This is a genomic window from Ralstonia insidiosa (assembly GCF_008801405.1).
Taxonomy (GTDB): domain Bacteria; phylum Pseudomonadota; class Gammaproteobacteria; order Burkholderiales; family Burkholderiaceae; genus Ralstonia; species Ralstonia insidiosa.
The window spans coordinates 2,874,072-2,897,287 of the sequence record NZ_VZPV01000001.1; the positions used below are offsets into that span (position 1 = coordinate 2,874,072).

Genomic DNA, 23,216 nt, shown 5'->3' on the forward strand with positions numbered 1-23,216 from the left:
ATGAGAAAGGGAGGCCGAAGCCTCCCTTTCTTTTTGCCTGCTCAAACCCACAGCCGGTACGCCCAGAAGGCCTCGTCTTCGACAAAGCGCTCGACAAACTCACTTGGGGAAAAGCCCGTGATGCGCTTGGCCGTACGGCTGAAATGCGCCTGGTCGGCAAACCCTTCATCCTGGGCCAGTGCGGCCCAATCGAACGGTACACCGGCTGCGTGCCGATCCATCGCGGCAAAATAGACGCCTTCGGTTTTCACCAGGGCTTGCCACTCGCGCAAAGACCGTCCGCTGAAGGTCTTGATGCGTCGCTCCACTTGGCGTGGACTCTGTGTGCGCCGCCACTCATGTGCCTGCCATGCCAGACGCTGGACCCAATGCCGACCTGCTCTGCGCAGCGACGACACCATCGTGTCCTGTCCCTGTAGCGCGTGCCAGCGCGCAGCAAGATGCTGCTCCAGTACAGCCAGCACAGCCGCATCGTCATGGGTATCGAGCAACGCATCCAGCAACGGATGCCAGACGGCGCCCAGTACGGCATAGGCGTCGACAAAGCGGTCCGCTGCCACAGCCATGTCGACGCCGAACAAGGTCTGCGCGACATCTGCCGTCAAGCAGATCATGCCGCCACGCCCAGTGGTCGGTGCCCACGTTACTGTAGGCAGGGATTGACTGCCTGACAGCACCGCCGCCGTACCAAACGGCCGCCATTGCGGTCCGTCATCCGTACGCTCGACAAGCCCTGCATCGATGCCCTGAAACCACGACAGCGACACCATGGGCGACGCAGGAAAATGAGACAGGCGCTGCGCATCGGTCAACGCAACGCCCCGCGTGTCACGGCACAGAATGGCCACGATGGCGCCCTGCAAAGCAGGCGGCGCAAGATGCAGCCGCGTATCCGGTACGCGGCCATCGCGTACAACACGTGGCGCTCGCGCGAGGGGATCCGGGCACTCGAATTGTGAGGACATGGCGGCGCAGTATAGGCAGGTGCCGGACAGGTGTCGATGTCGTTTGCGTTCAAGACAGGTCACGCCGCCAAGCGAACAATGTCAGACATGTCCAGATACACCTGGAGACCCAGATGAACCCGACCACTTCCGGCCAATGCCCTTTCCACGCAAAGGACGCATCGCCCACACCCGCCGCCCATCCGCGCGGCATTTGGCCGCCGGGCCCATCCACCTCGCTGACTGGCTGGAGCCTGCTCGCCCGCATGTCGCGTGACTTGCTGGGGACGCTGGCAGCATGGCAGCGCGAGTTCGGCGATGTTGTGCATCTGCGCTTCTGGCCTGAACACGAAATCGTCGTCTCAGACCCAACACTCGTGCGCGAGCTGCTGGTGACGCATCACGATGCGCTCGTCCGCTGGGAGCGCGGCATGCACGTGTTTGCACAGCTGCACGGGCACAGCGTACTGATTGCCGAGGGCGAAGCCTGGCGTGGCAAGCGACACGCCATGCAGCCGAACTTCTCCCCCAAGGCTGTCCAAGCTTTCGTGCCCACGATCAGCGCCGCCACCGAGAAAGCACTCGCACAGTGGCCAAAGCACGATATGCGCTGGCCGATCGAGAGCGCGATCACCTCGCTCGCCATGGACGTCATTACACGGATGATGTTTTCAAGCGAGATTGGCGAGGAGGCTCGCATCGCGGAGCAAGCCATCCGCGTCGTCAGTGCCGCCGCCAATGCAGAGTTCTACTGGCCCGCAAGCTCACCGGACTGGGTGCCCTGGAAGCGCGCAAAACGGCGTGCTCGGGCTGCACTGCACGGCCTGATCGACCGTCACCTCCAAGCGCGATTGGCCCAGCCGCAAGACGCCTGGCCCGACGATCTGCTGACCCGCCTGCTACAGCTGCATCGGGATGCCCCCACCGCATGGCCCCTGCACGCCGTACGCGACGAATGCATGACCGCGTTCCTGGCAGGGCATGAAACCACCGCAGCTACACTGATCTGGTGGGCCTGGTGCATGGCGTCGAACCCGGCTGCGCAGGCCCTTGCGCGCAGGGAGGTCCAGCAAACACTGCAGGGCCGCACACCGAGCCCGGACACGCTGGCCTCGCTGCCCTACCTCACACAGACGATCAAGGAGACACTGCGCCTCTACCCGGCTGCCCCGGTGCTCGTCAGCCGGCGAAGCACCCGGCCCATCACCTTGGGCACGTGGCAATTGCCTGCGCGCACCATGTTCCTGATTCCGGTGCAAGTGATGCACCACGACCCGCGCTGGTTCCCCGAGCCGCTGGCGTTCCGCCCGGAACGTTTTGCGCTCGATGCCCTTGAGCTGCCACGCGCACGCGGTGCCTACCTACCCTTTGGCACCGGCCCGCGCGTCTGCCTTGGGCAGCATCTGGCCATGTCTGAGATGACGGTGATTGCGGCGATGCTGCTGCAGCGTTTCACGTTGTCCGTGCCGGACAACATGCAGCCGCCACGCCCAGTGATGAACGTCACGCTGCGGCCCGATCAGCCGTTGCACCTGGCAATTGCGCCGGCTTGACGTTAGCAACGCACCAGCAAAAAGGGAGGCCGAAGCCTCCCTTTTCTTCACACACGTTGATGCCGCTTAGAACTGCACTTCCGGCACCGCACCGATGGTCTCGCCACCCGTCAGCACGCTCTGCGCAATGCCAGGCGCTTGCGTGAGCAGTACATCGGCAAACACGCGCGCCGTGGCGATCTTCGCACCGTAGAAGTTCGGATCTTCGCTCTCGCGGTCGATGGCCACCAGCAATGCACGCGCCATCTGCCAGCCCGACAGCACGATGCCGCACAGGCGCAGATACGGCACGCTGCCCGCGAACACGGCGTTCGGCTGGGCCTTGGTCTGCGCCACCACAAAGCGCACCACCGATTCCATCGCCTCGCGGCCCGCCGCCAGACGCGCACGCATCGCTTCGCAATGCGCGCCACCCTTCGCAGCCAGCGCCGCTTCCACCTTGGCGATTTCCGCGCAGATACCCAGTGCCACCGCTCCGCCATCACGCACCGTCTTGCGGCCGATCAGGTCATTCGCCTGGATGGCCGTGGTGCCTTCGTAGATCGGCAGGATGCGCGCATCACGGTAGAACTGCGCGGCGCCCGTCTCTTCGATGAAGCCCATGCCGCCGTGCACCTGCACACCCAGGCTGGTCACGTCGATCGACATCTCGGTACTCCAGCCCTTCACGACCGGCACCAGGAATTCGTACAGCGCTTCGTTCTGCTTGCGCGCAGCGTCATCGGCAGCATGGTGGCCGGCATCGCACGCGGCGGCGGCCACGTAGGCCAGCGCGCGAGCGCCTTCCGTCATGGCGCGCATCGTCAGCAGCATGCGCTTCACATCCGGGTGATGAATGATCGCCACCGCCTTGGCCGCCGAACCATCCACCGGGCGGCTCTGCACACGCTCACGCGCATAGGCCACGGCCTTCTGGTACGCGCGCTCCGACACGCCAATGCCCTGCATGCCCACCGCATAGCGCGCGGCGTTCATCATGATGAACATGTACTCCAGGCCGCGATTCTCTTCGCCGACCAGCGTGCCGATGGCGCCACCGTTGTCGCCGAATTGCAGCACGGCCGTCGGGCTCGCCTTGATGCCGAGCTTGTGCTCGATCGACACGCAATGTGCATCGTTGCGTGCACCCAGCGAGCCGTCTGCGTTGACCATGAACTTCGGCACCACGAACAGCGAAATGCCCTTCACGCCCTCCGGCGCACCCGGCGTGCGCGCCAGCACGAGGTGGACGATGTTCTCGGCCATGTCGTGCTCGCCCCAGGTGATGAAGATCTTCGTGCCGAAGATCTTGAACGTGCCGTCACCCACCGGCTCGGCGCGCGTGCGCACGAGTGCCAGGTCGGAACCGGCCTGCGGCTCCGTCAGGTTCATCGTGCCGGTCCACTCGCCCGAGATGAGCTTGGGCACGAACAACTGCTTCTGTTCTTCGGTGCCGGCCGTGAGCAAGGCTTCAATGGCGCCGTCGGTCAGCAACGGGCACAGCGCGAACGACAGGTTGGCCGCGTTCAACATCTCGATGCACGCCGTGGCGATCAGCTTGGGCAGGCCCTGGCCGCCGTATTCCACCGGGTGCTGCACACCCTGCCAGCCACCCTGGCCGAACTGCGCGAAGGCTTCCTTGAAACCAGCGGTGGCCGTGACAACGCCGTCCTTCCAGCTGCTCGGGTTGCGGTCGCCCTCCACGTTCAGCGGCGCGACGACTTCACCGGTAAAGCGCGCGCTTTCTTCCAGCACCGCCTGTGCGGTGTCGGCGGTGGCATCTTCAAAGCCGGGCAGCTTGGCGACGTTGTCCAGGCCTGCGAGTTCGTTCATCACGAACAGCATGTCCTTGACGGGGGCTTGATAGGTCATGTCTCTCTCCAATGCTTCGTTAAGTGCGATCAGGACAGCTCATCACCGAGGTGCATGACACGCTCTCCTGATAGCGCTCGCGTACAAAAAAGCCGTTTCCAAACAGGTCGGAAACGGCTTTGCGTCGGGCGGTCATTGCAGCGCGCGTCAGACGATGCGCGCTGCGCGGTGCGATCAGCCCAGTGCGGTCACCAGCTCCGGCACGACGGTGTTCAGATCGCCCACGAGGCCGTAGTCAGCCACCTGGAAGATCGGCGCTTCCGGATCCTTGTTGATCGCGACGATCACCTTGGAATCCTTCATGCCGGCCAAGTGCTGGATCGCGCCCGAGATACCGACGGCGATGTACAGCTGCGGTGCGACGATCTTGCCGGTCTGACCGACCTGGTAATCGTTCGGCACGAAGCCGGCATCGACGGCAGCGCGCGAGGCACCCAGTGCAGCGCCAAGCTTGTCGGCCAGCGGCGTCAGCACCTTGGTGTAGTTCTCGCCCGAGCCCACGCCACGGCCACCAGACACGATGATCTTGGCAGCGGTCAATTCCGGGCGGTCGCTCTTCGTCACTTCACGCGAGACGAATTGCGAGATGCCGGCGTCAGCCACGGCGGTCAGCGTTTCGGTAGCAGCGGAGCCGCCGGTGGTGGCTGCGGCGTCGAACGCCGTACCACGCACGGTAATCACCTTCACCTTGTCGGCCGATTGCACGGTGGCGATCGCGTTGCCGGCGTAGATCGGGCGCTCGAAGGTGTCCGGGCTGTCGACCTTGGTGATGTCGGACAGTTGGGCCACGTCCAGCTTGGCGGCCACGCGCGGCAGGATGTTCTTGCCGTAGGCGGTGGCGGGCGCCAGGATGTGGCTGTAGTTGCCGGCAATGGCCAGGGCCTGCTCGGCGACGTTTTCGGCCAGGCCATCGGCAAACTGGGGCGCGTCGGCCACCAGCACCTTGGCAACGCCTGCGATCTGCGCGGCGGCCTGGGCGGCAGCGCCGCAGCCAGCGCCAGCCACCAGCACGTGGACGTCGCCGCCGCATTGGGCGGCTGCGGTCACGGCGTTCAGCGTCGCGGCCTTGATGGATTGGTTGTCGTGTTCAGCAATAACGAGTGCGGTCATCTTGATCTGCCTGTTCGGTGTGCTTGAAGTTGCGTGCGAGTTACGTACGAGCGGCGTAACCGCTTACAGCACCTTGGCTTCGGTCTTGAGCTTGGACACCAGCGTGGCCACATCGGGCACCATCACGCCGGCGCTGCGCTTGGCGGGCTCGACCACCTTCAGCGTCTTCAGTCGCGGTGCAACGTCTACGCCCAGATCTTCCGGCTTGACCACGTCGAGCGGCTTCTTCTTCGCCTTCATGATGTTCGGCAGCGTCACGTAGCGCGGCTCGTTCAGGCGCAGGTCGGTGGTGACCACGGCCGGCAGCTTGACCGACAGGGTTTCCAGACCGCCATCCACTTCACGCGTAACCGAAGCCTTGCCGTCGGCAACCTGCACCTTCGAGGCAAATGTGGCTTGCGGCAGACCTGCCAGCGCGGCCAGCATCTGGCCGGTCTGGTTGGCGTCGTCGTCAATGGCCTGCTTGCCCAGGATGATCAGCTGCGGCTGTTCCTTGTCGACCAGCGCCTTGAGCAGCTTGGCGACCGCCAGCGGCTGCAGTTCTTCGTTGGTCTCGACTAGGATGCCGCGGTCGGCGCCGATGGCCATGGCGGTGCGCAGGGTTTCCTGGCACTGCGTCACGCCGCACGACACGGCGATCACTTCGGTAGCGACGCCCGCTTCTTTCAGACGCACCGCCTCTTCCACGGCGATCTCGTCGAACGGGTTCATGCTCATCTTGACGTTGGCAAGATCAACACCGCTACCGTCCGTCTTCACGCGAACCTTCACGTTGTAATCGATCACGCGCTTGACTGCGACCAGGACTTTCATGCGCTCACTCCACTCATTAATAAGACATTTGTTACAAGACGCCGGCCATTATAAGGGTGGTCGGTCGCTCGCGTTAAATTTCCGAACGGTCGTGCTATTTTAACCGCGAAAAATTGCCGGACACCAGTCAAACGTCCGGCAATTTGTTGGGGAAAACCCTCTAACCGTGTGTAAACGTGCTTACCACGCCACGATCACGGCGTCCTTGTACTTTGCCTTGACGAAGGACTTCACCGCGTCGGAATGATACGCCTTCACGAGCTTGGCAACCCAGGGTTGATCCTTGTCGGCGGCACGAATGGCGATCACGTTGGCGTACGGGCCCTTCGGGCTCTCGATGGCGATGCCGTCCTTCGTCGGGTCCAGGCCAGCCTTCTCGGCGTAGTTGCCGTTGACGGCAGCGGCGTCCAGATCATCCAGCGAGCGCGGCAGTTGGGCGGCGTCCAGCTCGACGAACTTCAGCTTCTTCGGGTTCTCCACCACGTCACGCGGCGAAGCCTTGAAGCCAGCGTTCGGCTTGAGCTTGATCACGCCCAGCGACTGCAGCAGCAGGAGCGCACGGCCGCCGTTGGTCGGATCGTTCGGCAGGCCAAAGCGTGCACCGTCCTTCAGATCCTTGATCGACTTGATCTTCTTCGAGTAGATGCCCATCGGGAAGGTGATGGTCTGGCCGACGCTCACGAACTTGTAGCCGCGCGTGGCGACCTGATCGTCCAGATACGGCTGATGCTGGTAGCTGTTGGCGTCCAGATCACCGGCGGCCAGTGCGGCGTTCGGCTGGATGTAGTCGTTGAACTCGACGATCTGGAGCTTCAGGCCGTCCTTCTCGGCAACCTTCTTCACTTCTTCCATGATCTCGGCGTGCGGGCCGGCGGTCACACCGATCTTGATCGGCTTGCTCTGCGCCGTGGCGGCGCCCGATGCCAGTGCCAGCGCAAGGGTGGCACCGGTAGCCAGGCTCGCGGACCATTGCAGCAGTTGACGACGATTCATTGCGTTCCCTCGTAGATGAGTCTGTGATGGTTTAACGATGGCTGAGGCGGCGCACGAGCCAATCGCCCGTCGATTGCACCGCCTGCACGAAGACGATCAGGATGACGACGACCGCCAGCATGATGTCCGATTCATAGCGTTGATAACCGTAGCGGATACCCAGGTCGCCCAGGCCACCGCCACCGATGGTGCCGGCCATGGCTGAGTAACCGACCAGGCTGACGAAGGTGATGGTCAGACCGGCGAGGATGCCGGGCATGGCTTCAGGCAACAGCACCTTGTAGACGAGCTGGCCCGTAGTCGCGCCCATCGATTGGGCGGCTTCGATCAGGCCGCGGTCCACTTCGCGCAGCGCGGTTTCCACCAGGCGCGCGACGAACGGGATGGCCGCAATCGTCAACGGCACGATGGCCGCTGCGGTGCCGATGGACGATCCTGCCAGCAGGCGCGTAAACGGAATCACCGCCACCAGCAGAATGATGAACGGCACTGAGCGTACGGCGTTGACGATGAGGCCAGCCACGCGGTTGAACGCTGGCGCAGACAGTACACCGCCCGTTGTCGTCAGATACAGCAGCACGCCCAGTGGCACGCCGAACAGCGCACCGATGCCGCCCGACACGCCCACCATGGCGAGCGTCTCCCAGAATGCCGGCAGAAACAGATCGGTCAGGTCAGACCACATGGTTGATCTCCTCGACCACCACGCCTTGCTCGCGCAGGAAGTGCATCGCGTTGTTGATATCAGCGGTTTCGCCCGACGCCAGGATCGCCAGCGAGCCGAAGGCCTGGCCCTGGATCTCGTCGATATGGCCGTGCAGGATGTTGAAGTCGAACCCGTACGTGCGGACGGCTTGCGCCAGCACGGGTTGGTCCACGCCTTCGCCGGTAAAGGCGAGTCGGAACAGGTGGTCGCGGCCGCCGTGCTCGCGGGCAACCAGGCGGCTTTCCACACGCGCCAGCACCGAGGGCGGCAGCTCTTGCGAGATCACCTCGCCAATCAGCGCGCGCGTCACGTCATGATGCGGCTGCAGGAACACGTCGATCACGCGGCCGAGTTCCACCACGCGGCCGGCATCGAGCACGGCCACACGGTCGCACACCTGCTTGATCACTTCCATCTGGTGCGTGATCAGCACGATGGTCAGACCGAGCTCACGGTTGATCTTGCGCAGCAGGTCGAGAATCGAGCGCGTCGTCTCCGGGTCCAGCGCGGAGGTCGCTTCGTCAGAGAGCAGCACATCCGGCTGGCTCGCCAGCGCGCGAGCGATGCCGACGCGCTGCTTCTGGCCGCCGGAAATCTGCGCGGGGTAGCGATCCTTGTGCGCTGACAGGCCAACCAGATCCAGCAGCGGCAGCACGATCTCGCGGATGCGCTCGCGCGACGTGCCGGCCAGCTCCAACGGCAGCGCCACGTTGTCATACACCGTGCGCGACGACAGCAGGTTGAAGTGCTGGAAGATCATGCCGATCTTGCGGCGCGCCTGGCGCAGCCCATCGGCATTGAGTGCGGTCAGTTCCTGGCCCGCCACCGTGACGGTGCCCGAGGTCGGCTTGTTCAGCAGGTTGATGACGCGCACCAGCGTGCTCTTGCCAGCGCCGCTGCGGCCAATGATGCCGAAGATCTCGCCGCGGTCGATGGTCAGGTCGACGTCGCGCAGCGCGTGGACGTCGTTGCCGCCCGCCCCCCGAAAGTGCTGCGATATCCCCTTGAGTTCAATCATGCGTACATGCAAAAACGGCAACTCACCAAGCCTAACGGGCTTCAGCGCGGTTGCCGTCTCTTTTATCGTTGGAATGAGGCGCTAGTGTAAGGCAGGCCTTACATGCGAGGAACGATTCTTTAACGATGTCTTTATTACTTTTTCGAATTTTGCAGGCGATTTGTCGCCATATGACGCCTAAAGCTCAGCCAGCGCCTTGACGTGCGCGACCACGCTGCGGCCCAGCGCGCTGAGGTTGTAGCCGCCTTCCAGGCAACTCACAATGCGGCCCTTGGCATGTGTGCGCGCCACCTGCATGAGCTGCTGCGTGATCCAGGCGTAATCGGCTTCAACCAGGCCCATCTGACCGAGGTCGTCTTCGCGGTGCGCGTCAAAGCCGGCAGAAATGAACAGCATCTCCGGCCGGAAGGCTTCCAGGCGCGGCAGCCAGATCGTTTCCACCACTTCGCGCACGGTCAGGCCATTGGTGTACGCCGGCAGCGGGATGTTGACCATGTTGGCCGCCACCACCTCGGTGCCCGAGTACGGATAGAACGGGTGCTGGAAGATGCTGCACATCAGCACGCGAGGCTCGTCGCGGAAAGCTGCCTCGGTGCCGTTGCCGTGGTGCACGTCAAAGTCGACGATCGCCACGCGCTGCAACCCATGGTGCTCCAGCGCATGCCGTGCAGCTACCGCCACGTTGTTGAAGAAGCAGAAGCCCATCGCACGGCCAGGTTCGGCGTGATGACCTGGCGGACGCACGCTGCAGAAGGCATTTTCCAGCTCACCGGCGATCACTTTATCGGTGGCATCCACCGCCGCACCCGCAGCCAGCACGGCAGCCATGTAGGTGTGCGGGTTCATCGAGGTGTCGGGGTCGATCGGCGTGTAGCCGGCAATCGGCACGCTGGCGACCAGTTCGCGCAGGTATTCAGGCCGGTGCACGCGGCACAGCTGTGCCTCGGTCGCGGGCGGCGCCTCGCAGGGGACGAGCAGATCTTCGATGCGGCTGGCGATCAGTTGATCTTCGATCGCGCGCAGCCGGTCGGGGCACTCGGGGTGGTGATACCCCATCTCGTGCTTGAGAAATTCGGGATGCGTGTAGAGGCCGGTCGCCATGTTCGTGTTGTGTGCCCGTTAGGGCTTATGCGGTGCATGTGTCTCCAGCCGCTACGTTAGCACGGCGGCAACACGTCGCACGCCAAGGCGATCCGATGAAACCATCCGCTACAATGCCCCGATACCGTTTGAAGCCCGCCCATGAGCCAATCGCCTTCTTCCCGTCGTCCCGTATTGCGTGCCCTGGTAGCGGGCGCCGCGCTCTCCGCGCTGTCCTTCCCTGCTCTCTCGCTGGCCGCAAAGAAAGCCACCAAGTCGCCTAAACGCCGCGTCGCGGTGCATGAAGAAGAGATCGACCCGGACCGCTACCGCAACAATCCGCAAACGCAGGCTTTCGTCAACGAACTGGTCGGCCAGTACAACTTCGACCGCGCCTCGCTTGATGTGCTGTTTGCCGGCACGGCCTATTCCGCGACGGTGGCGCGCCTGATCCTGCCGCCGGCCACACCTGCACGCCGAAGCTGGACGGCGTACCGTGGCCGCTTTATCGAGCCCATCCGCATCAACGCCGGCGTACAGTTCTGGCAGCAGTACGGCGACACGCTGCGCCGCGCCGAAAGCGAGTTCGGCGTACCGGCTGACGTGATCGTCGGCATCCTGGGCGTGGAAACCATCTACGGCCGCGACATGGGCAACTTCCGCGTGATGGATGCGCTGTCCACGCTGGCCTTCGATTACCCCGACACGCCCAACCGCGCAGACCGCAGCACGATGTTCCGTAACCAGCTCAAGGATTACCTGATCTGGTGCCGCGACACGGGCACGGATGCATTCTCGGTGCTGGGATCGTATGCGGGGGCGGTCGGCATTCCGCAGTTCATGCCGACGAGCATTCGCGAATACGCCGTGGACTATGACAAGGACGGCCACATCGACCTGCGCAACAGCGCGGTGGATGCCATCGGCAGCGTTGCCCACTTCCTGCAGATGCATGGCTGGGAGCCGAATCGCCCAGTGATGTGGAACATTGCTGGCGACACCGACAGCCAAGGCATTGCAGCGGCAGCTGCCGACGGTCAGCCGTATCCGCGCATGACGCTGTCCAAGCTCACACGCGCCGGCCTGGCATTGGCACCCGGCGTGGATGCCGCGCGCGAACAGGAAACCGAAGTGCTGGTGGTCGATCTGCCCACGCCCGGCCAGGCCACCGAGTACCGCGTTGGCCTGCGCAACTTCTACGTGCTCACGCGCTACAACCGCAGCTTCTTCTACGCCGCAGCAGTGTATGAACTGGGGCAAGCCGTACGGCAGGCAATGCGCGGCTGATCGCCTGCGTCCACGCAAAGAAAAAGCGCAGCTTCGGCTGCGCTTTTTTCATTGGCCGAACCGGCGTACCGATTATTTCCAGCGTGGTAGGTACACCATGCGCGTGTCGCTCGATGCGGGGTCGAGGACCTTGTCGTCGATACGTATCACAGCCAGATTCCGTCCCTGACGCACCAGCCGCATCTGCTCGAACGGTGCGCGCCCAAGCTGCTCGATATTGTCGACCGAAAACCCGGCCAGCCGTGCCGCAGCACGCTGCGGCGGAATATCGAACCATTGCCAGGCGTCGCTGGTGCCCTTGCGGCGCAGGCCTGCGCGCGCCCATACCTCCGTGGCAGGCATGTCGACCTGAGCATCGCCGTTGGGCAAGGTGACCTGCGTGACAGTCTTGCCCGAGCGCGCCTCGAACTGGACTTCCACGTCCGCCATCGGCCCTTTGCCGGGCAGCCCGACGATCGCCAGCCAAGTGCCGGCTTCCGCAGGCTTTGTGCGGGCAAGGTCTTCGTCACGGAACAGGAAGAACATCGGCTTACCAGGCGTGTAGGCCCGCAGCACGATGGTCTCGCCGTCGAACTTCCAGATACCTTCGGCGTGCTTGTCGACGCTGGATACCCAGCGCCACTCGAACCCGCCGTCATCGTGAAGCCGCAACATCGAGCCGACGTCGCGACCCGCATCAAGGTAGTACTGGTCCGCCACGGCCTGAACTGCATCGTCCGGCTCGGCAGCCAGCGCAGTGTTGAACCATCCGGCCAGCGCCAAAACCATGGGCGCAATCCACGCCCGCGTGCACGTCATTCGCATCGTCATTGCGGCGCGCCCTAGATCAGGCGGGGAAGACGCCCGTCGACAGGTAGCGATCACCCCGGTCGCACACCACGAACACGATCGTCGCATTCTCGACTTCTTCGGCAATCCGCAGCGCCACGCACAATGCTCCGGCCGCCGAGATGCCGCAGAAAATACCCTCTTCACGCGCCATGCGACGCGCCATGTGCTCGGCGTCGGACTGGCTCACGGGTTCGGTGCGGTCGATGGTTTTCGGGTCGTAGATCTTCGGCATGTAGGCTTCCGGCCATTTGCGAATGCCCGGAATGCGCGAACCTTCGGCCGGCTGTGCACCGATGATCTGGATAGCTGGGTTCTTTTCTTTCAGGAAGCGCGAAACGCCGGTAATAGTGCCCGTCGTGCCCATCGCTGAGACGAAATGCGTGATGCGGCCTTCCGTGTCGCGCCATAGCTCGGGGCCGGTGGTCTCGTAGTGCGCCAGCGGGTTATCCGGGTTGGCGAACTGGTCAAGGATGACACCCTTGCCTTCCTTCTCCATCGCGTCGGCCAAGTCACGCGCATATTCCATACCGCCCTTGACGGGGGTGAGGATGATCTCCGCACCGTAGGCAGCCATACTCTGGCGGCGCTCCACCGAGAGGTCTTCCGGCATGATCAGCACCATCTTGTAGCCCCGGATGGCCGCCGCCATTGCCAGCGCGATGCCGGTGTTGCCCGAAGTCGCTTCGATGAGCGTGTCGCCCGGCTTGATACGGCCGCGCGCCTCGGCGCGCTTGATCATGGACAGCGCGGGGCGATCCTTGACCGAGCCAGCCGGGTTGTTGCCTTCGAGCTTGCCGAGGATGACGTTGCCGCGTCGCGCATTGCCTTCGCCGGGAATGCGCTGGAGCTGAACCAAGGGCGTGTTGCCGATGGTGTCTTCAATGGTGAGATAAGCCATGATGCGTGAGGAACGGGAATCAGATCATTGTAATGCAGACCTACAACCCTGCCCCGCACATGGCAAAACGCCCCGCTTGGAGCGGGGCGTCATGGGGAAAGACGATCGAGGCGCTTACTTCTTCTTGGCGTCCTTCTTGGCTGCAGCCGGTGCCGGCGCCGGCGCACCGAACGTCAGCCCTTCATTTTCCAGCTTGGCGAGCGTCTTGTCGCCGATGCCGGATACGCGAGACCTGAAGTCGGCGGCGTCCTTGTACGGGCCATTCTTGGTGCGCTCTTCAATAATGGCCTTGGAACGCTTCGGGCCAATGCCGGACAGCGTTTCCAGCCCAGCGTGATCCGCAGTGTTCACATCCACCGACGCCCACGCGGTCGACAGCATGGACAGCGACATCAACGCAACGGCCAACATTTTCTTCAACATGTGCTCCTCCTGATTCTTGGGTTCAGAGATGAAAAAACCGCCACATCGGGTGGCGGTTTCAACGCATCTTAAGGAGCATCACCAGGACACTGCAGCGCGCAAACAAAAAGTCACGCGCTGTCTGATTACCGGCGATCAGGCAGGCTGCTTCAGCAGCCACTGGCAGTAGCGCTCAACGCCTTCCTGCACCGTCAGGAACGGCGCCGTGTAGCCCGCTGCGCGCAGGCGCGACTGATCGGCCTGCGTGAAGCACTGGTACTTGCCCCGCAGTGCATCCGGAAACTTCACGTATTCGATCAGGCCTTCCTGCGCCAGCTCTTCGGTGGAAAGCACCGGTTTGCCTTCTGCGCCACGCAGGGTATTCACCACCGTCGTGGCGATGTCGTTGAACGGTTGTGCACGGCCCGTGCCGAGGTTGAAGATGCCCGACTTGTCCGGATGGTCGAAGAAGAACAGGTTGACCTTCACCACGTCTTCCACCGACACGAAGTCGCGCATCTGGCCGCCCTGCGGGTAGCCGTTGTACTCGCCGAACAGCTTGACGGTGCCTTCCGCGCGGAACTGGTTGAAGTTATGGAACGCGACCGAGGCCATGCGACCCTTATGCTGCTCGCGCGGGCCATACACGTTGAAGTAGCGGAAGCCGACGATCTGCGACAGTGCCGTCGGCATAACGCGGCGCACAACCTGATCAAACAACAGCTTGGAGTAACCGTACACGTTCAGCGGACGCTCGAACTCCGGCGCTTCGCGGAAGGTTTCCGACGCGCCATACGTAGCCGCCGAGGAGGCATAGAGGAACTGCACGCCCTGATCCAGGCACGCGCGCATCACCGCCAGTGTGTAGCGGTAGTTGTTGTCCATCATGTACCGGCCGTCAGTCTCCATGGTGTCGGAGCACGCACCTTCGTGGAAGATCGCGCGGACCTTGCCGAAATCGCCGCGCGCAAAGCGCTCGACAAATTCGGTCTTGTCCAGGTAATCGCTGATCTGGCAGTCAACGATGTTCTTGAACTTGTCGGCGCGCGTGAGATTGTCGACGGCGATGATGTCGGTCTCGCCGCGCTCGTTCAGGCCCTTGACGATGTTGGCGCCGATGAAGCCGGCCGCGCCGGTGACGATGATGGTCATGATCGGTGGATCAAATGATCAGTTGAAGAGTTCTGCGTAAGTCACAACGGCCGTGCCCAGCTTGCCGACCACGATGCTGCCCGCACGGTTGGCGTATTGCACGGCTTCCTTGAGGCTGGCGCCGGCACCCAGCATGGTGGCCAGCGTGGCGATCACGGTGTCGCCGGCGCCCGACACGTCGTACACCTCACGTGCCTGGGCCGACACGTGCAGCACTTCGTGCTCGGTGTAGAGCGTCATGCCCTCTTCCGAGCGCGTCAGCAACAGCGCTTCCAACTGCAGCTCGCGGCGCAGGTTCTGTGCGCGGATGGTCAGATCCTGCTCCGACTTCCACGAACCGACCACTTGGCGCATCTCGGCGCGGTTGGGCGTGATCATGGTCGCGCCCTTGTAGCGCGAATAATCGTCACCCTTCGGATCGACCAGCACACGGCGGCCAGCCTGACGCGAAGCCTCGATCATCTTGCCTACGTGCGTCAAACCGCCCTTGCCGTAGTCGGACAGCACCACCACATCGTGCTGCGGCACCAGCGTGCCAAAACGGTCGAGCACCGACATCAGCACTTCGTGCGTGGGCGGGTTCTCGAAATCGACGCGGATCAACTGCTGCTGACGTGCCAGCACACGCAGCTTGATCGTCGTGTTGACGGCCGGATCGCGATGCAAATGGCCCGTGACTTGGCTTTCGCCGAGCAGCGTTTCGATGCTGCGACCGGGCTCGTCGTCGCCGATCACACCCAGCATACCCACCTGAGCACCTAGCGCGGCGGCGTTGCGCGCCACGTTGGCGGCACCGCCCAGGCGCTCGTCCGAGCGCTTGATCTGCACAACGGGCACTGGGGCTTCGGGCGAAATCCGCTCAACGTCGCCAAACCAGTAGCGGTCGAGCATCATGTCGCCCACCACGAGGATGCGGGCGGCCTGGATTTGTTCGGAAGCGAGTGCAGTCTTGGTCATGGGTGTCGGCGGCGGCCGAGGGTCACAGCGCAGTGATTACGATTGGGTGGAGCGCCCGATGGCCTGGTATTCAAAGCCCGCATCGCGCATGGCTTGCGGCTCGAACAAGTTGCGGCCGTCGAACACCATCGGCGTCTTCAACAGCGCCTTCACGGCGCTGAAGTCCGGGCTGCGGAACGCCTTCCACTCGGTCACGATGACCAGCGCGTCAGCGTTCTTGAGCGCGTCCATCTGACCAGCGCAGAACGTCACACGTTCCAGCTGCTCAGCAGAAAGATCGAGCGCCAGTGCGTGACGGGCCTCTTCCATGGCGACCGGGTCATACACCTGCACGCGTGCGCCGCGCGACAGCAGCGAAGCGATCAGGATACGGCTCGGCGCTTCACGCATGTCATCGGTATTCGGCTTGAAAGCCAAGCCCCAGATGGCGAACGTACGGCCGGTCAGGTCTGCACCCATGCGGTCTTCAATCTTGCCGACCAGCACTTCCTTCTGCTTGTCGTTGACGGCCTCGACGGCCTCCAGCACGTGCAGCGTCTGCCCATACTCCTGCGCAGTGCGCACCAGCGCCTGCACGTCCTTCGGGAAGCACGAGCCGCCGTAGCCGGTACCGGCATAAAGGAAGCTGTAACCGATGCGCGGGTCGGAGCCGATGCCCAGGCGCACGAGTTCGATGTCAGCGCCCACCTTGTCGGCCAAGTTGGCCATCTCGTTCATGAACGAGATACGCGTGGCCAGCATGGAGTTGGCAGCGTACTTGGTGAATTCGGCCGAGCGCACATCCATATAGAAGGTGCGCTCGTGGTTGCGGTTGAACGGCGCGTAGAGCGTGCGCATGATGGCCTTGGCGCGCTGGCCGTCGTTGTCGGCATAGGTACCGAGCACGATGCGGTCCGGGCGCATGAAGTCGTCCACTGCGGCACCTTCCTTCAGGAACTCGGGGTTCGACACCACCGAGAAGCCGACATCGGACTTGCCGCGCGTGGCAAGCACTTCGGCCACGGCAGCGCGCACCTTGTCGCCGGTGCCAACGGGCACGGTCGACTTGTCGACGATCACCTTGAAGCCGTTCATGTGCTGCGCGATGTTGCGCGCAGCCGCCAGCACGTACTTCAGGTCAGCCGAGCCATCCTCATCAGGCGGCGTGCCGACGGCGATGAACTGCACATCACCGTGCGCGACGCTGGCCGCCACATCGGTCGAAAACTGAATGCGACCGGCCGCGCGGTTACGCTCGATCAGCTCTTTCAAGCCCGGTTCGTAGATGGGCACGCCGCCGGCGTTGAGCAGGTCGATCTTCTTCTGGTCGACGTCGAGGCAGAACACATCGTTGCCAAGCTCCGCCAGACACGCGCCGGTGACCAGACCGACATAACCGCTACCGATGATGGTGATTTTCATACGAACACTTCAAAGATTAAAAAAGCGCCAGCGCGATGAACAACGCATCGTGCCGGACTGAATTACATGCTGGCCCCGCCGCTGCCGCCAAGCGTTTCGGTACGGCGCGGTGAGTAGGTTTCCCAGCGGTTGCAGCCGGGGCATTGCCAATAGAACAGACGTGCGCGGAAACCGCACTCCTGGCACGTATAGCGCGCCAGGTTGCGCGTACGGCTTTGCAGAAGATCGCGAATGGCGCCAAGATCCTGCGCGCGCTGGATGTCGGCATTGCCACCAGCCTCAACGGGATCCGCCAGCGCACTCTCGGCCACATCAGCCGTAGCGGCGGCCTCATGGCCGACCGCCTCGGAAGCACGCGTCGCCTCAGCCTCTACCAGGCGCGTCAACGCCATCAGCGACGGCTGACGGCGGATCTGATCACGCATCAGCGCCACGGCATCGTCGATACCGTGCACGTCCAGTTCATACTTGTAGACCGTATCGAGCAACTCCGGCCCCAGGCGGGCATCCATCTTAGAGCGCAGCCACGCCAGCCCTTCCGCGGCACGGCCGAGCTGTGCGTATGCCTTCATCAGCCGCTCAGCCACCAGCGGCAGGAATGCCGGATTCTGCTGCTCAATGCTGCGCCAACGCTTGATTGCGCCCTCGGTATCGCCCTGCCCTTGCGCCACATCGCCCAACTGGATGGTGGCGCGAACGTTCTTCGGGTTCTCCTGCAGCGCGCGCTCGAGCCACTCAATGGCGGTCGGCACGTCCTTGCGTTGCAACGATTCCTGCGCCAGCTCACAGCAGAACTGCGCGATCTGGACAGCGTAGTCCTTACCCTGCAAGGTCTGCAGCTCACGCGCGGCATCGATGGCTTTGCGCCATTCCTTTTCGACTTCGTACAGCTCCAGCAGTACGCGCTTGGCGGGTTCGGCAAACGTGCCTTCCATCAGCTTGCGCAGGGACTCTTCTGCGCGGTCCAGCAGGCCAGCGCGCAAGAAATCCTGGCCGAGTTCATACAACGCGTGGTCGCGCTCGCTGGCCGGCAGATCAGGACGGTTGACGAGATTCTGGTGCACGCGGATGGCGCGCTCGGTCTCGCCGCGGCGGCGGAACAGACTGCCGAGCGCGAAGTGCAATTCGGTGGTTTCCGGGTCGAGGCGTGCCACCTCAATGAAGGCGTCGATGGCCTTGTCCGGCTGCTCATTGAGCAGGAAATTCAGCCCCTTGAAATAGGAGCGCGGCAGCGACGACTGTTCGGTGCGCAACTGGCGGGCGTCGAGTCGCGCGGCAACCCAGCCCAAGCCAAACACCAACGGGATGGCCAACAGCCACCAGAGATCGAAGTCCATGCGTCAGACCTTGGGGCCGGGAACGTGATAGGGGGAGTCGGCAACGACGGGGGCAGTCGGCTCGACCACCTCTTCCGCCTTCTTCATGCGACCAATCTGACGACGCAAGCGGCTGGCGGTAAAGCGATGGCGCACTACACGCGGCGTCATCGCCAGCATGGCGAGCAGAATCCCGGCCACAAAGAATGCCAGTGCGATCAGAATCAGCGGCGCATGCCAGGCCACGCCAAACGGCAACACCAGCGAGACTTCCGCCGTGTTGTGCAATGCCAGCGCAAAGAGCAGCACAAACAACAGGAGGCGGATGACCCAGACGAGAAATTTCATGCAGGCTCAGTAACAAACAACAGCGCGGAAACAAACGGCGGTGCGGTAAGGCAGTACACGATTGCCGGGTTGTGCCGCATTGTAGCGGATTCACATGATGGCCAGCCACGCCAAGGGCTGTGCGAAAAGCCATCGCCACAATAGAAAACGCCCCGGTAAAACCGGGGCGCTCCTGAAACTACCTTCTGCAACCTAGGCTTAGCGCGACATGGCCAGCGGTACCGCCACATCCGCCGGAAAACCGGCGGTCTGGCGCTTGCCATCAGCCTGCCGGGCTGCCTTGACAACCATCAGTGACACAGCTGGCTCGCCCTCCGAAGAAGGTTCACCCTGTTGCGCCAGGCTGCGATCGACCCGTTCGCGCAATTCCTTACCCGCCTTGAAGTGCGGCACCCGCTTCTCGGGCACCAGCACCTTCTCGCCGGACTTGGGGTTACGTCCAACGCGCGGCGGACGACGATTCAGACCAAAGCTGCCGAATCCGCGAATCTCGATGCGGTGGCCGTCCGCCAGGGCGTCGGACATCGCATCCAGGATCGTCTTGACCGCGATGTCCGCGTCCCGCAGCAGCAGTTGCGGAAAGCGGGCGGCCAGCTTCTCCACGAGTTCGGACTTGGTCATGGGCATCGTGCGCGCGTCCTCGTCGTTCTTTAGGGTCGACCCGGTGGATGCTTACTGGTTGGTTTCGTTCAGCTTGGCCTTCAGCAGCGCGCCGAGGTTCGTGGTACCAGCCGTGCCGGTATCCGCCGAGAACTTCTGCATCGCTTCTTGTTGGTCGGCGCTGTCCTTGGCCTTGATCGAAACGTTGATGTTGCGCGACTTGCGATCGATGTTGACGATCATCGCGGTCATCGTTTCGCCTTCCTTCAGCACGTTGCGGGCATCTTCCACGCGGTCGCTCGAGATTTCCGAGGCACGCAGGTAACCTTCCACGTCGTCAGCCAGTTGCACCACGGCGCCCTTCGGATCAACGGCCTTGATCGTGACTTGCACGATCGAACCCTTGTCGTTGGTCGACACGAAGTTGTTGAACGGATCGCCCGACAGCTGCTTGATACCCAGCGAGATGCGTTCCTTGTCGATGTCGATGGCCAGCACAACGGCTTCCACCTCGTCGCCCTTCTTGTACTTGCGAACGGCTTCTTCGCCGGTCTCTTGCCACGACAGGTCCGACAGGTGCACCAGGCCGTCGATGCCGCCCGGCAGACCGATGAACACGCCGAAGTCGGTGATCGACTTGATCTGACCCGACAGCTTGTCGCCCTTCTTGTGGTTACGGCCGAAATCGTCCCACGGATTGGCCTTGCACTGCTTCATGCCCAGGCTGATACGACGCTTGTCTTCGTCGATATCCAGAACCATGACTTCCACTTCGTCGCCCAGCTGGACAACCTTCGACGGAGCCACGTTCTTGTTGGTCCAGTCCATTTCCGACACGTGGACCAGGCCTTCGATACCGGCTTCGATCTCAACGAACGCGCCGTAGTCGGTCAGGTTGGTCACCTTGCCGAACAGGCGGGTGCCTTGCGGGTAACGACGCGAGATGCCGACCCACGGATCTTCGCCCAGTTGCTTGACGCCCAGCGAGACGCGGTTCTTCTCTTGGTCGAACTTGAGGATCTTGGCGGTGATTTCTTGGCCAACCGACAGCACTTCGCTCGGGTGACGCACACGACGCCATGCCAGGTCGGTGATGTGCAGCAGACCGTCGATGCCACCCAGATCCACGAACGCGCCGTAGTCGGTGATGTTCTTGACGATACCGTTGACGATCGCGCCTTCCTTGAGCGTTTCCATCAGCTTCTGACGCTCTTCGCCCAGCGTGGCTTCAACCACGGCACGGCGCGACAGCACAACGTTGTTGCGCTTGCGGTCCAGCTTGATGACCTTGAATTCGAGGGTCTTGCCTTCGTACGGCGTGGTGTCCTTGATCGGACGCACGTCGACGAGCGAACCCGGGAGGAATGCACGAATACCGTTGACCATGACGGTCAGGCCGCCCTTCACCTTGCCGGTCACGGTACCGGAGATGATCTCGCCGGATTCCAGTGCCTTCTCAAGGTTCAGCCACGAAGCCAGGCGCTTGGCCTTGTCGCGCGACAGGATGGTGTCGCCGTAGCCGTTTTCCAGTGCGTCGATTGCGACCGAAACGTAGTCGCCGACTTGCACTTCCAGCTCGCCCTGGTCGTTCAGGAATTCTTCGACCGGAACAAATGCTTCAGACTTCAGGCCCGCGTTCACAACGACGAAGTTGTGGTCAATACGCACAACTTCCGCAGAGATCACTTCGCCAGCCTTCATATTGGACTTGGCGATCGACTCTTCGAACAGGGCGGCAAAAGATTCGTTAATTTGGGACATAAAAAATAGGCATCCGCAGAACATGCCTCGCAGAGCGTTCGCTCAATGACGAATTGGCGAAGACACGCGCATGCGGGGTTACGAGTTGAACAACCGCCAGTGACAACATGCCACCGGCACCGATCGGACCAGCACAGCCGAGTCAGTTTGCCTCTTAGTTTTCCTAATTGGCGCCCTGCACCTGCCGGTACCAGTCCAGTACCTGCGCAACCACTTCATCGACCGTCATATCGGACGAATCCAGTTGCCGCGCATCTTGCGCCGGACGTAGCGGCGCGACACTGCGGGTGCGATCCCGCAAATCACGTGCTTCCAAGTCTTGCGAAAGACTTTCCACTGTAGCAGAAAAACCCTTTGCAATCAATTGTTTATAGCGCCGCTCGGCGCGTGCCTGCACGCTTGCCGTGAGGAACACCTTGAGCACCGCTTCGGGGAAAACCACCGTGCCCATGTCGCGGCCATCGGCCACGAGGCCGGGGGCTTCCAGGAATGCCCGCTGACGTGCGTGCAGCGCCTCACGCACCGCACCGTGCACGGCAATCGCCGAGGCCTGGTTGCCGACAGATTCGTGGCGTAACGCCAAGCTCACATCTTCGCCCTTGAGCCAGATGTGATCGGCCTTGAAGCGCACATCCAGCGTGCTGGCGATGCGTACGAGGCTGTCCACGTCGTGGTCGTCGACGTTCTCCCGCATGCTGGAGAGCGCCACTAGGCGGTACAACGAACCGCTATCCAACAGGTGAAAACCAAGCAAGTCAGCGACCTGATGGGCGACGGTACCCTTGCCTGACGCAGTCGGGCCGTCGATGGTGATGACCGGATACGGCGTGGAAGCAGTGGCGTCGGACATGATGTATTGCTGGTGGTTAATTGCGTTTCAGATGGTGATGCCGCTGAACGCCGTGAAATAGTCCGGGAACGTCTTGGCGACGCAGCGCGGGTCGTTGATGCGCACCGCCACCGGGCCGAACGCGGCCAGCGAGAAGGCCATCGCCATGCGGTGGTCGTCGTAGGTGTCGATGCCGCCGGCAGGCGGTGTCCATTGCGACGGCGGCGTCACGCGGATGTAGTCGGCACCCTCTTCCACTTCGGCGCCGAGCTTGCGCAGTTCGGTGGCCATGGCGGACAGGCGATCAGTTTCCTTGACGCGCCAGCTTGCGATGTTGGTGAGCGTGGTGGTGCCGTCGGCAAACAGCGCGGCCACAGCCAGCGTCATCGCCGCATCGGGGATGTGGTTGCAATCCAACTCGACCGCGTGCAGCTTGCCGTCGTCGCGCTCGACGCCGCGCACTTCGATCCAGTTGTCGCCGGCCATGACGTTGGCACCCATGCGGTTGAGTGCGTCAGCAAAGCGGACGTCGCCCTGGATGCTGGACATGCCGACGCCCTCCACGCGCACTGGCCCGCCGCCCAGCGCGCCGGCCGCCAGGAAGTACGACGCCGACGAGGCATCGCCTTCCACGAAGATCTCGCCCGGCGCTTTGTAGGCGACGCCGGTCGGCACCGAGAACGACGCCCAACCGTCACGCTCGACCTGCACGCCAAAGCGCGCCATCAGGTTCAGCGTGATCTCGATATAGGGCTTGGAGATCAGCTCACCAATCACTTCGATGGTGACGTTGCCCGCGGACTCGACCAGCGGCAGCGACATCAGCAGCGCGGTCAGGAACTGGCTGGACACATCGCCGCGCACGCGGATGGGCGCCTCGATCTTGACCGGCGCGGCGTGGATCGCCAGCGGCGGATAGCCTTCGTTGCCGGTGTAGTCGATGCGCGCGCCAACCTGGCGCAAACCATCGACCAGATCGCCGATCGGTCGTTCGTGCATGCGTGGCACACCGTGCAGCGTGTACTCACCGCCTTGGAGTGCCAGCGCGGCCGTCAGCGGGCGGATGGCAGTACCGGCGTTGCCCATGAACAAATCCGCTGATTTGCTCGGGAAACGGCCGCCGGTGCCGGTGACGCGGTAAGCGTTATCGCCCAGGCGCTCGACCGAGACGCCGAGCTTGTCGAGCGCAGCCAGCATGACACGCGTGTCGTCAGAATCCAGCAATTCGCGCACAACGGTTTCGCCCCGCGCGAGCGCAGCCAACAACAGCACGCGATTGGAGATGCTCTTCGAGCCCGGCAGCTTGATAGTGCCGCGCGCCGCCTTCAGCGGACCGACGTCGAGATGTTCCATGAATCCAGTCAGT

22 protein-coding genes are annotated in these 23,216 nt (G+C 62.9%); 2 read left to right on the top strand and 20 right to left on the bottom strand.

The annotated features are described in order from the left end of the window. Window positions 1–41 precede the first annotated feature (41 nt). Complete coding sequence (locus F7R11_RS13645) at window positions 42–965, bottom strand: helix-turn-helix domain-containing protein (protein WP_064804395.1); 924 nt, start codon at window positions 963–965, stop codon at window positions 42–44. A 113-nt stretch (window positions 966–1,078) separates the two neighbouring features. Here F7R11_RS13645 and F7R11_RS13650 point away from each other — a divergent pair, with 113 nt between their 5' ends. Then, complete coding sequence (locus F7R11_RS13650) at window positions 1,079–2,497, top strand: cytochrome P450 (RefSeq protein ID WP_064804397.1); 1,419 nt, start codon at window positions 1,079–1,081, stop codon at window positions 2,495–2,497. A gap of 66 nt (window positions 2,498–2,563) precedes the next feature. Here the strand turns inward: F7R11_RS13650 and F7R11_RS13655 are convergent, their stop codons facing one another. The 7 genes from F7R11_RS13655 to F7R11_RS13685 form a co-directional block, all read right to left on the bottom strand. Then, on the bottom strand, window positions 2,564–4,348 hold the full coding sequence (locus F7R11_RS13655) for an acyl-CoA dehydrogenase (RefSeq protein ID WP_064804399.1): 1,785 nt from the start codon (window positions 4,346–4,348) through the stop codon (window positions 2,564–2,566). 174 nt (window positions 4,349–4,522) lie between these two features. Continuing rightward, on the bottom strand, window positions 4,523–5,458 hold the full coding sequence (locus tag F7R11_RS13660) for an electron transfer flavoprotein subunit alpha/FixB family protein (protein WP_021195500.1): 936 nt from the start codon (window positions 5,456–5,458) through the stop codon (window positions 4,523–4,525). A 63-nt stretch (window positions 5,459–5,521) separates the two neighbouring features. After that, a complete protein-coding gene (locus F7R11_RS13665) occupies window positions 5,522–6,271 on the bottom strand; it encodes an electron transfer flavoprotein subunit beta/FixA family protein (protein ID WP_064804401.1) in 750 nt (249 codons plus the stop codon). 180 nt (window positions 6,272–6,451) lie between these two features. Beyond that, window positions 6,452–7,264, bottom strand: a complete 813-nt coding sequence (locus F7R11_RS13670) for a MetQ/NlpA family ABC transporter substrate-binding protein (protein ID WP_064804403.1) — start codon at window positions 7,262–7,264, stop codon at window positions 6,452–6,454. 31 nt (window positions 7,265–7,295) lie between these two features. Continuing rightward, window positions 7,296–7,949, bottom strand: a complete 654-nt coding sequence (locus tag F7R11_RS13675; protein WP_021195503.1) for a methionine ABC transporter permease — start codon at window positions 7,947–7,949, stop codon at window positions 7,296–7,298. Next, entirely contained in the window at window positions 7,939–8,988 is a 1,050-nt protein-coding gene (locus tag F7R11_RS13680) for a methionine ABC transporter ATP-binding protein (protein WP_064804404.1), read from the bottom strand. Before F7R11_RS13680 ends, F7R11_RS13675 begins: the two co-directional genes overlap by 11 nt. A gap of 177 nt (window positions 8,989–9,165) precedes the next feature. After that, window positions 9,166–10,089, bottom strand: coding sequence for a histone deacetylase family protein (locus F7R11_RS13685; RefSeq protein ID WP_021195505.1), 924 nt, complete (start codon window positions 10,087–10,089; stop codon window positions 9,166–9,168). A 141-nt stretch (window positions 10,090–10,230) separates the two neighbouring features. Between F7R11_RS13685 and mltB the strand changes: the two genes are divergently transcribed. Continuing rightward, window positions 10,231–11,355, top strand: coding sequence for a lytic murein transglycosylase B (gene mltB / locus F7R11_RS13690; RefSeq protein WP_064804405.1), 1,125 nt, complete (start codon window positions 10,231–10,233; stop codon window positions 11,353–11,355). Between the two features lie 72 nt (window positions 11,356–11,427). Here the strand turns inward: mltB and F7R11_RS13695 are convergent, their stop codons facing one another. The 12 genes from F7R11_RS13695 to aroA form a co-directional block, all read right to left on the bottom strand. After that, window positions 11,428–12,123, bottom strand: coding sequence for a hypothetical protein (locus F7R11_RS13695; protein WP_064804406.1), 696 nt, complete (start codon window positions 12,121–12,123; stop codon window positions 11,428–11,430). A 58-nt stretch (window positions 12,124–12,181) separates the two neighbouring features. Continuing rightward, the gene (gene cysM / locus F7R11_RS13700) at window positions 12,182–13,084 is read right to left on the bottom strand and encodes a cysteine synthase CysM (RefSeq protein WP_064804407.1); all 903 of its coding nucleotides are present in this window, start codon (window positions 13,082–13,084) and stop codon (window positions 12,182–12,184) included. Between the two features lie 114 nt (window positions 13,085–13,198). Continuing rightward, a complete protein-coding gene (locus F7R11_RS13705; protein WP_064804408.1) occupies window positions 13,199–13,507 on the bottom strand; it encodes a ComEA family DNA-binding protein in 309 nt (102 codons plus the stop codon). 135 nt (window positions 13,508–13,642) lie between these two features. Continuing rightward, on the bottom strand, window positions 13,643–14,638 hold the full coding sequence (rfaD, locus tag F7R11_RS13710; protein ID WP_021195510.1) for an ADP-glyceromanno-heptose 6-epimerase: 996 nt from the start codon (window positions 14,636–14,638) through the stop codon (window positions 13,643–13,645). Between the two features lie 18 nt (window positions 14,639–14,656). Then, window positions 14,657–15,595 carry a D-glycero-beta-D-manno-heptose-7-phosphate kinase gene (gene rfaE1 / locus F7R11_RS13715; protein ID WP_021195511.1) on the bottom strand — a complete coding sequence of 313 codons (939 nt, stop codon included), beginning with the start codon at window positions 15,593–15,595 and terminating at the stop codon, window positions 14,657–14,659. Between the two features lie 36 nt (window positions 15,596–15,631). Continuing rightward, window positions 15,632–16,996, bottom strand: a complete 1,365-nt coding sequence (locus F7R11_RS13720) for a UDP-glucose dehydrogenase family protein (RefSeq protein ID WP_064804412.1) — start codon at window positions 16,994–16,996, stop codon at window positions 15,632–15,634. 62 nt (window positions 16,997–17,058) lie between these two features. Next, window positions 17,059–18,333, bottom strand: a complete 1,275-nt coding sequence (gene lapB / locus F7R11_RS13725) for a lipopolysaccharide assembly protein LapB (RefSeq protein WP_021195513.1) — start codon at window positions 18,331–18,333, stop codon at window positions 17,059–17,061. 3 nt (window positions 18,334–18,336) lie between these two features. Continuing rightward, window positions 18,337–18,660 (bottom strand): LapA family protein, encoded by a 324-nt coding sequence (locus F7R11_RS13730; protein ID WP_021195514.1) that lies wholly within the window; start codon window positions 18,658–18,660, stop codon window positions 18,337–18,339. A 198-nt stretch (window positions 18,661–18,858) separates the two neighbouring features. After that, a complete protein-coding gene (locus F7R11_RS13735) occupies window positions 18,859–19,287 on the bottom strand; it encodes an integration host factor subunit beta (protein ID WP_064804414.1) in 429 nt (142 codons plus the stop codon). Between the two features lie 45 nt (window positions 19,288–19,332). Continuing rightward, on the bottom strand, window positions 19,333–21,021 hold the full coding sequence (gene rpsA, locus F7R11_RS13740) for a 30S ribosomal protein S1 (protein WP_021195516.1): 1,689 nt from the start codon (window positions 21,019–21,021) through the stop codon (window positions 19,333–19,335). A 163-nt stretch (window positions 21,022–21,184) separates the two neighbouring features. Further along, window positions 21,185–21,871 carry a (d)CMP kinase gene (gene cmk, locus F7R11_RS13745; RefSeq protein WP_064804416.1) on the bottom strand — a complete coding sequence of 229 codons (687 nt, stop codon included), beginning with the start codon at window positions 21,869–21,871 and terminating at the stop codon, window positions 21,185–21,187. Window positions 21,872–21,898: 27 nt separating this feature from the next. Further along, the gene (gene aroA, locus F7R11_RS13750; protein WP_064804418.1) at window positions 21,899–23,203 is read right to left on the bottom strand and encodes a 3-phosphoshikimate 1-carboxyvinyltransferase; all 1,305 of its coding nucleotides are present in this window, start codon (window positions 23,201–23,203) and stop codon (window positions 21,899–21,901) included. Between the last annotated feature and the right edge of the window lie 13 nt (window positions 23,204–23,216).

What these genes read in the sequence shown, in the direction of transcription:
- F7R11_RS13645 (WP_064804395.1), bottom strand. Translation starts at nt 965, where the DNA reads ATGTCCTCACAATTCGAGTGCCCGGATCCCCTCGCGCGAGCGCCACGT.
- F7R11_RS13650 (WP_064804397.1), top strand. Translation starts at nt 1,079, where the DNA reads ATGAACCCGACCACTTCCGGCCAATGCCCTTTCCACGCAAAGGACGCA.
- F7R11_RS13655 (WP_064804399.1), bottom strand. Translation starts at nt 4,348, where the DNA reads ATGACCTATCAAGCCCCCGTCAAGGACATGCTGTTCGTGATGAACGAA.
- F7R11_RS13660 (WP_021195500.1), bottom strand. Translation starts at nt 5,458, where the DNA reads ATGACCGCACTCGTTATTGCTGAACACGACAACCAATCCATCAAGGCC.
- F7R11_RS13665 (WP_064804401.1), bottom strand. Translation starts at nt 6,271, where the DNA reads ATGAAAGTCCTGGTCGCAGTCAAGCGCGTGATCGATTACAACGTGAAG.
- F7R11_RS13670 (WP_064804403.1), bottom strand. Translation starts at nt 7,264, where the DNA reads ATGAATCGTCGTCAACTGCTGCAATGGTCCGCGAGCCTGGCTACCGGT.
- F7R11_RS13675 (WP_021195503.1), bottom strand. Translation starts at nt 7,949, where the DNA reads ATGTGGTCTGACCTGACCGATCTGTTTCTGCCGGCATTCTGGGAGACG.
- F7R11_RS13680 (WP_064804404.1), bottom strand. Translation starts at nt 8,988, where the DNA reads ATGATTGAACTCAAGGGGATATCGCAGCACTTTCGGGGGGCGGGCGGC.
- F7R11_RS13685 (WP_021195505.1), bottom strand. Translation starts at nt 10,089, where the DNA reads ATGGCGACCGGCCTCTACACGCATCCCGAATTTCTCAAGCACGAGATG.
- mltB (WP_064804405.1), top strand. Translation starts at nt 10,231, where the DNA reads ATGAGCCAATCGCCTTCTTCCCGTCGTCCCGTATTGCGTGCCCTGGTA.
- F7R11_RS13695 (WP_064804406.1), bottom strand. Translation starts at nt 12,123, where the DNA reads ATGGTTTTGGCGCTGGCCGGATGGTTCAACACTGCGCTGGCTGCCGAG.
- cysM (WP_064804407.1), bottom strand. Translation starts at nt 13,084, where the DNA reads ATGGCTTATCTCACCATTGAAGACACCATCGGCAACACGCCCTTGGTT.
- F7R11_RS13705 (WP_064804408.1), bottom strand. Translation starts at nt 13,507, where the DNA reads ATGTTGAAGAAAATGTTGGCCGTTGCGTTGATGTCGCTGTCCATGCTG.
- rfaD (WP_021195510.1), bottom strand. Translation starts at nt 14,638, where the DNA reads ATGACCATCATCGTCACCGGCGCGGCCGGCTTCATCGGCGCCAACATC.
- rfaE1 (WP_021195511.1), bottom strand. Translation starts at nt 15,595, where the DNA reads ATGACCAAGACTGCACTCGCTTCCGAACAAATCCAGGCCGCCCGCATC.
- F7R11_RS13720 (WP_064804412.1), bottom strand. Translation starts at nt 16,996, where the DNA reads ATGAAAATCACCATCATCGGTAGCGGTTATGTCGGTCTGGTCACCGGC.
- lapB (WP_021195513.1), bottom strand. Translation starts at nt 18,333, where the DNA reads ATGGACTTCGATCTCTGGTGGCTGTTGGCCATCCCGTTGGTGTTTGGC.
- F7R11_RS13730 (WP_021195514.1), bottom strand. Translation starts at nt 18,660, where the DNA reads ATGAAATTTCTCGTCTGGGTCATCCGCCTCCTGTTGTTTGTGCTGCTC.
- F7R11_RS13735 (WP_064804414.1), bottom strand. Translation starts at nt 19,287, where the DNA reads ATGCCCATGACCAAGTCCGAACTCGTGGAGAAGCTGGCCGCCCGCTTT.
- rpsA (WP_021195516.1), bottom strand. Translation starts at nt 21,021, where the DNA reads ATGTCCCAAATTAACGAATCTTTTGCCGCCCTGTTCGAAGAGTCGATC.
- cmk (WP_064804416.1), bottom strand. Translation starts at nt 21,871, where the DNA reads ATGTCCGACGCCACTGCTTCCACGCCGTATCCGGTCATCACCATCGAC.
- aroA (WP_064804418.1), bottom strand. Translation starts at nt 23,203, where the DNA reads ATGGAACATCTCGACGTCGGTCCGCTGAAGGCGGCGCGCGGCACTATC.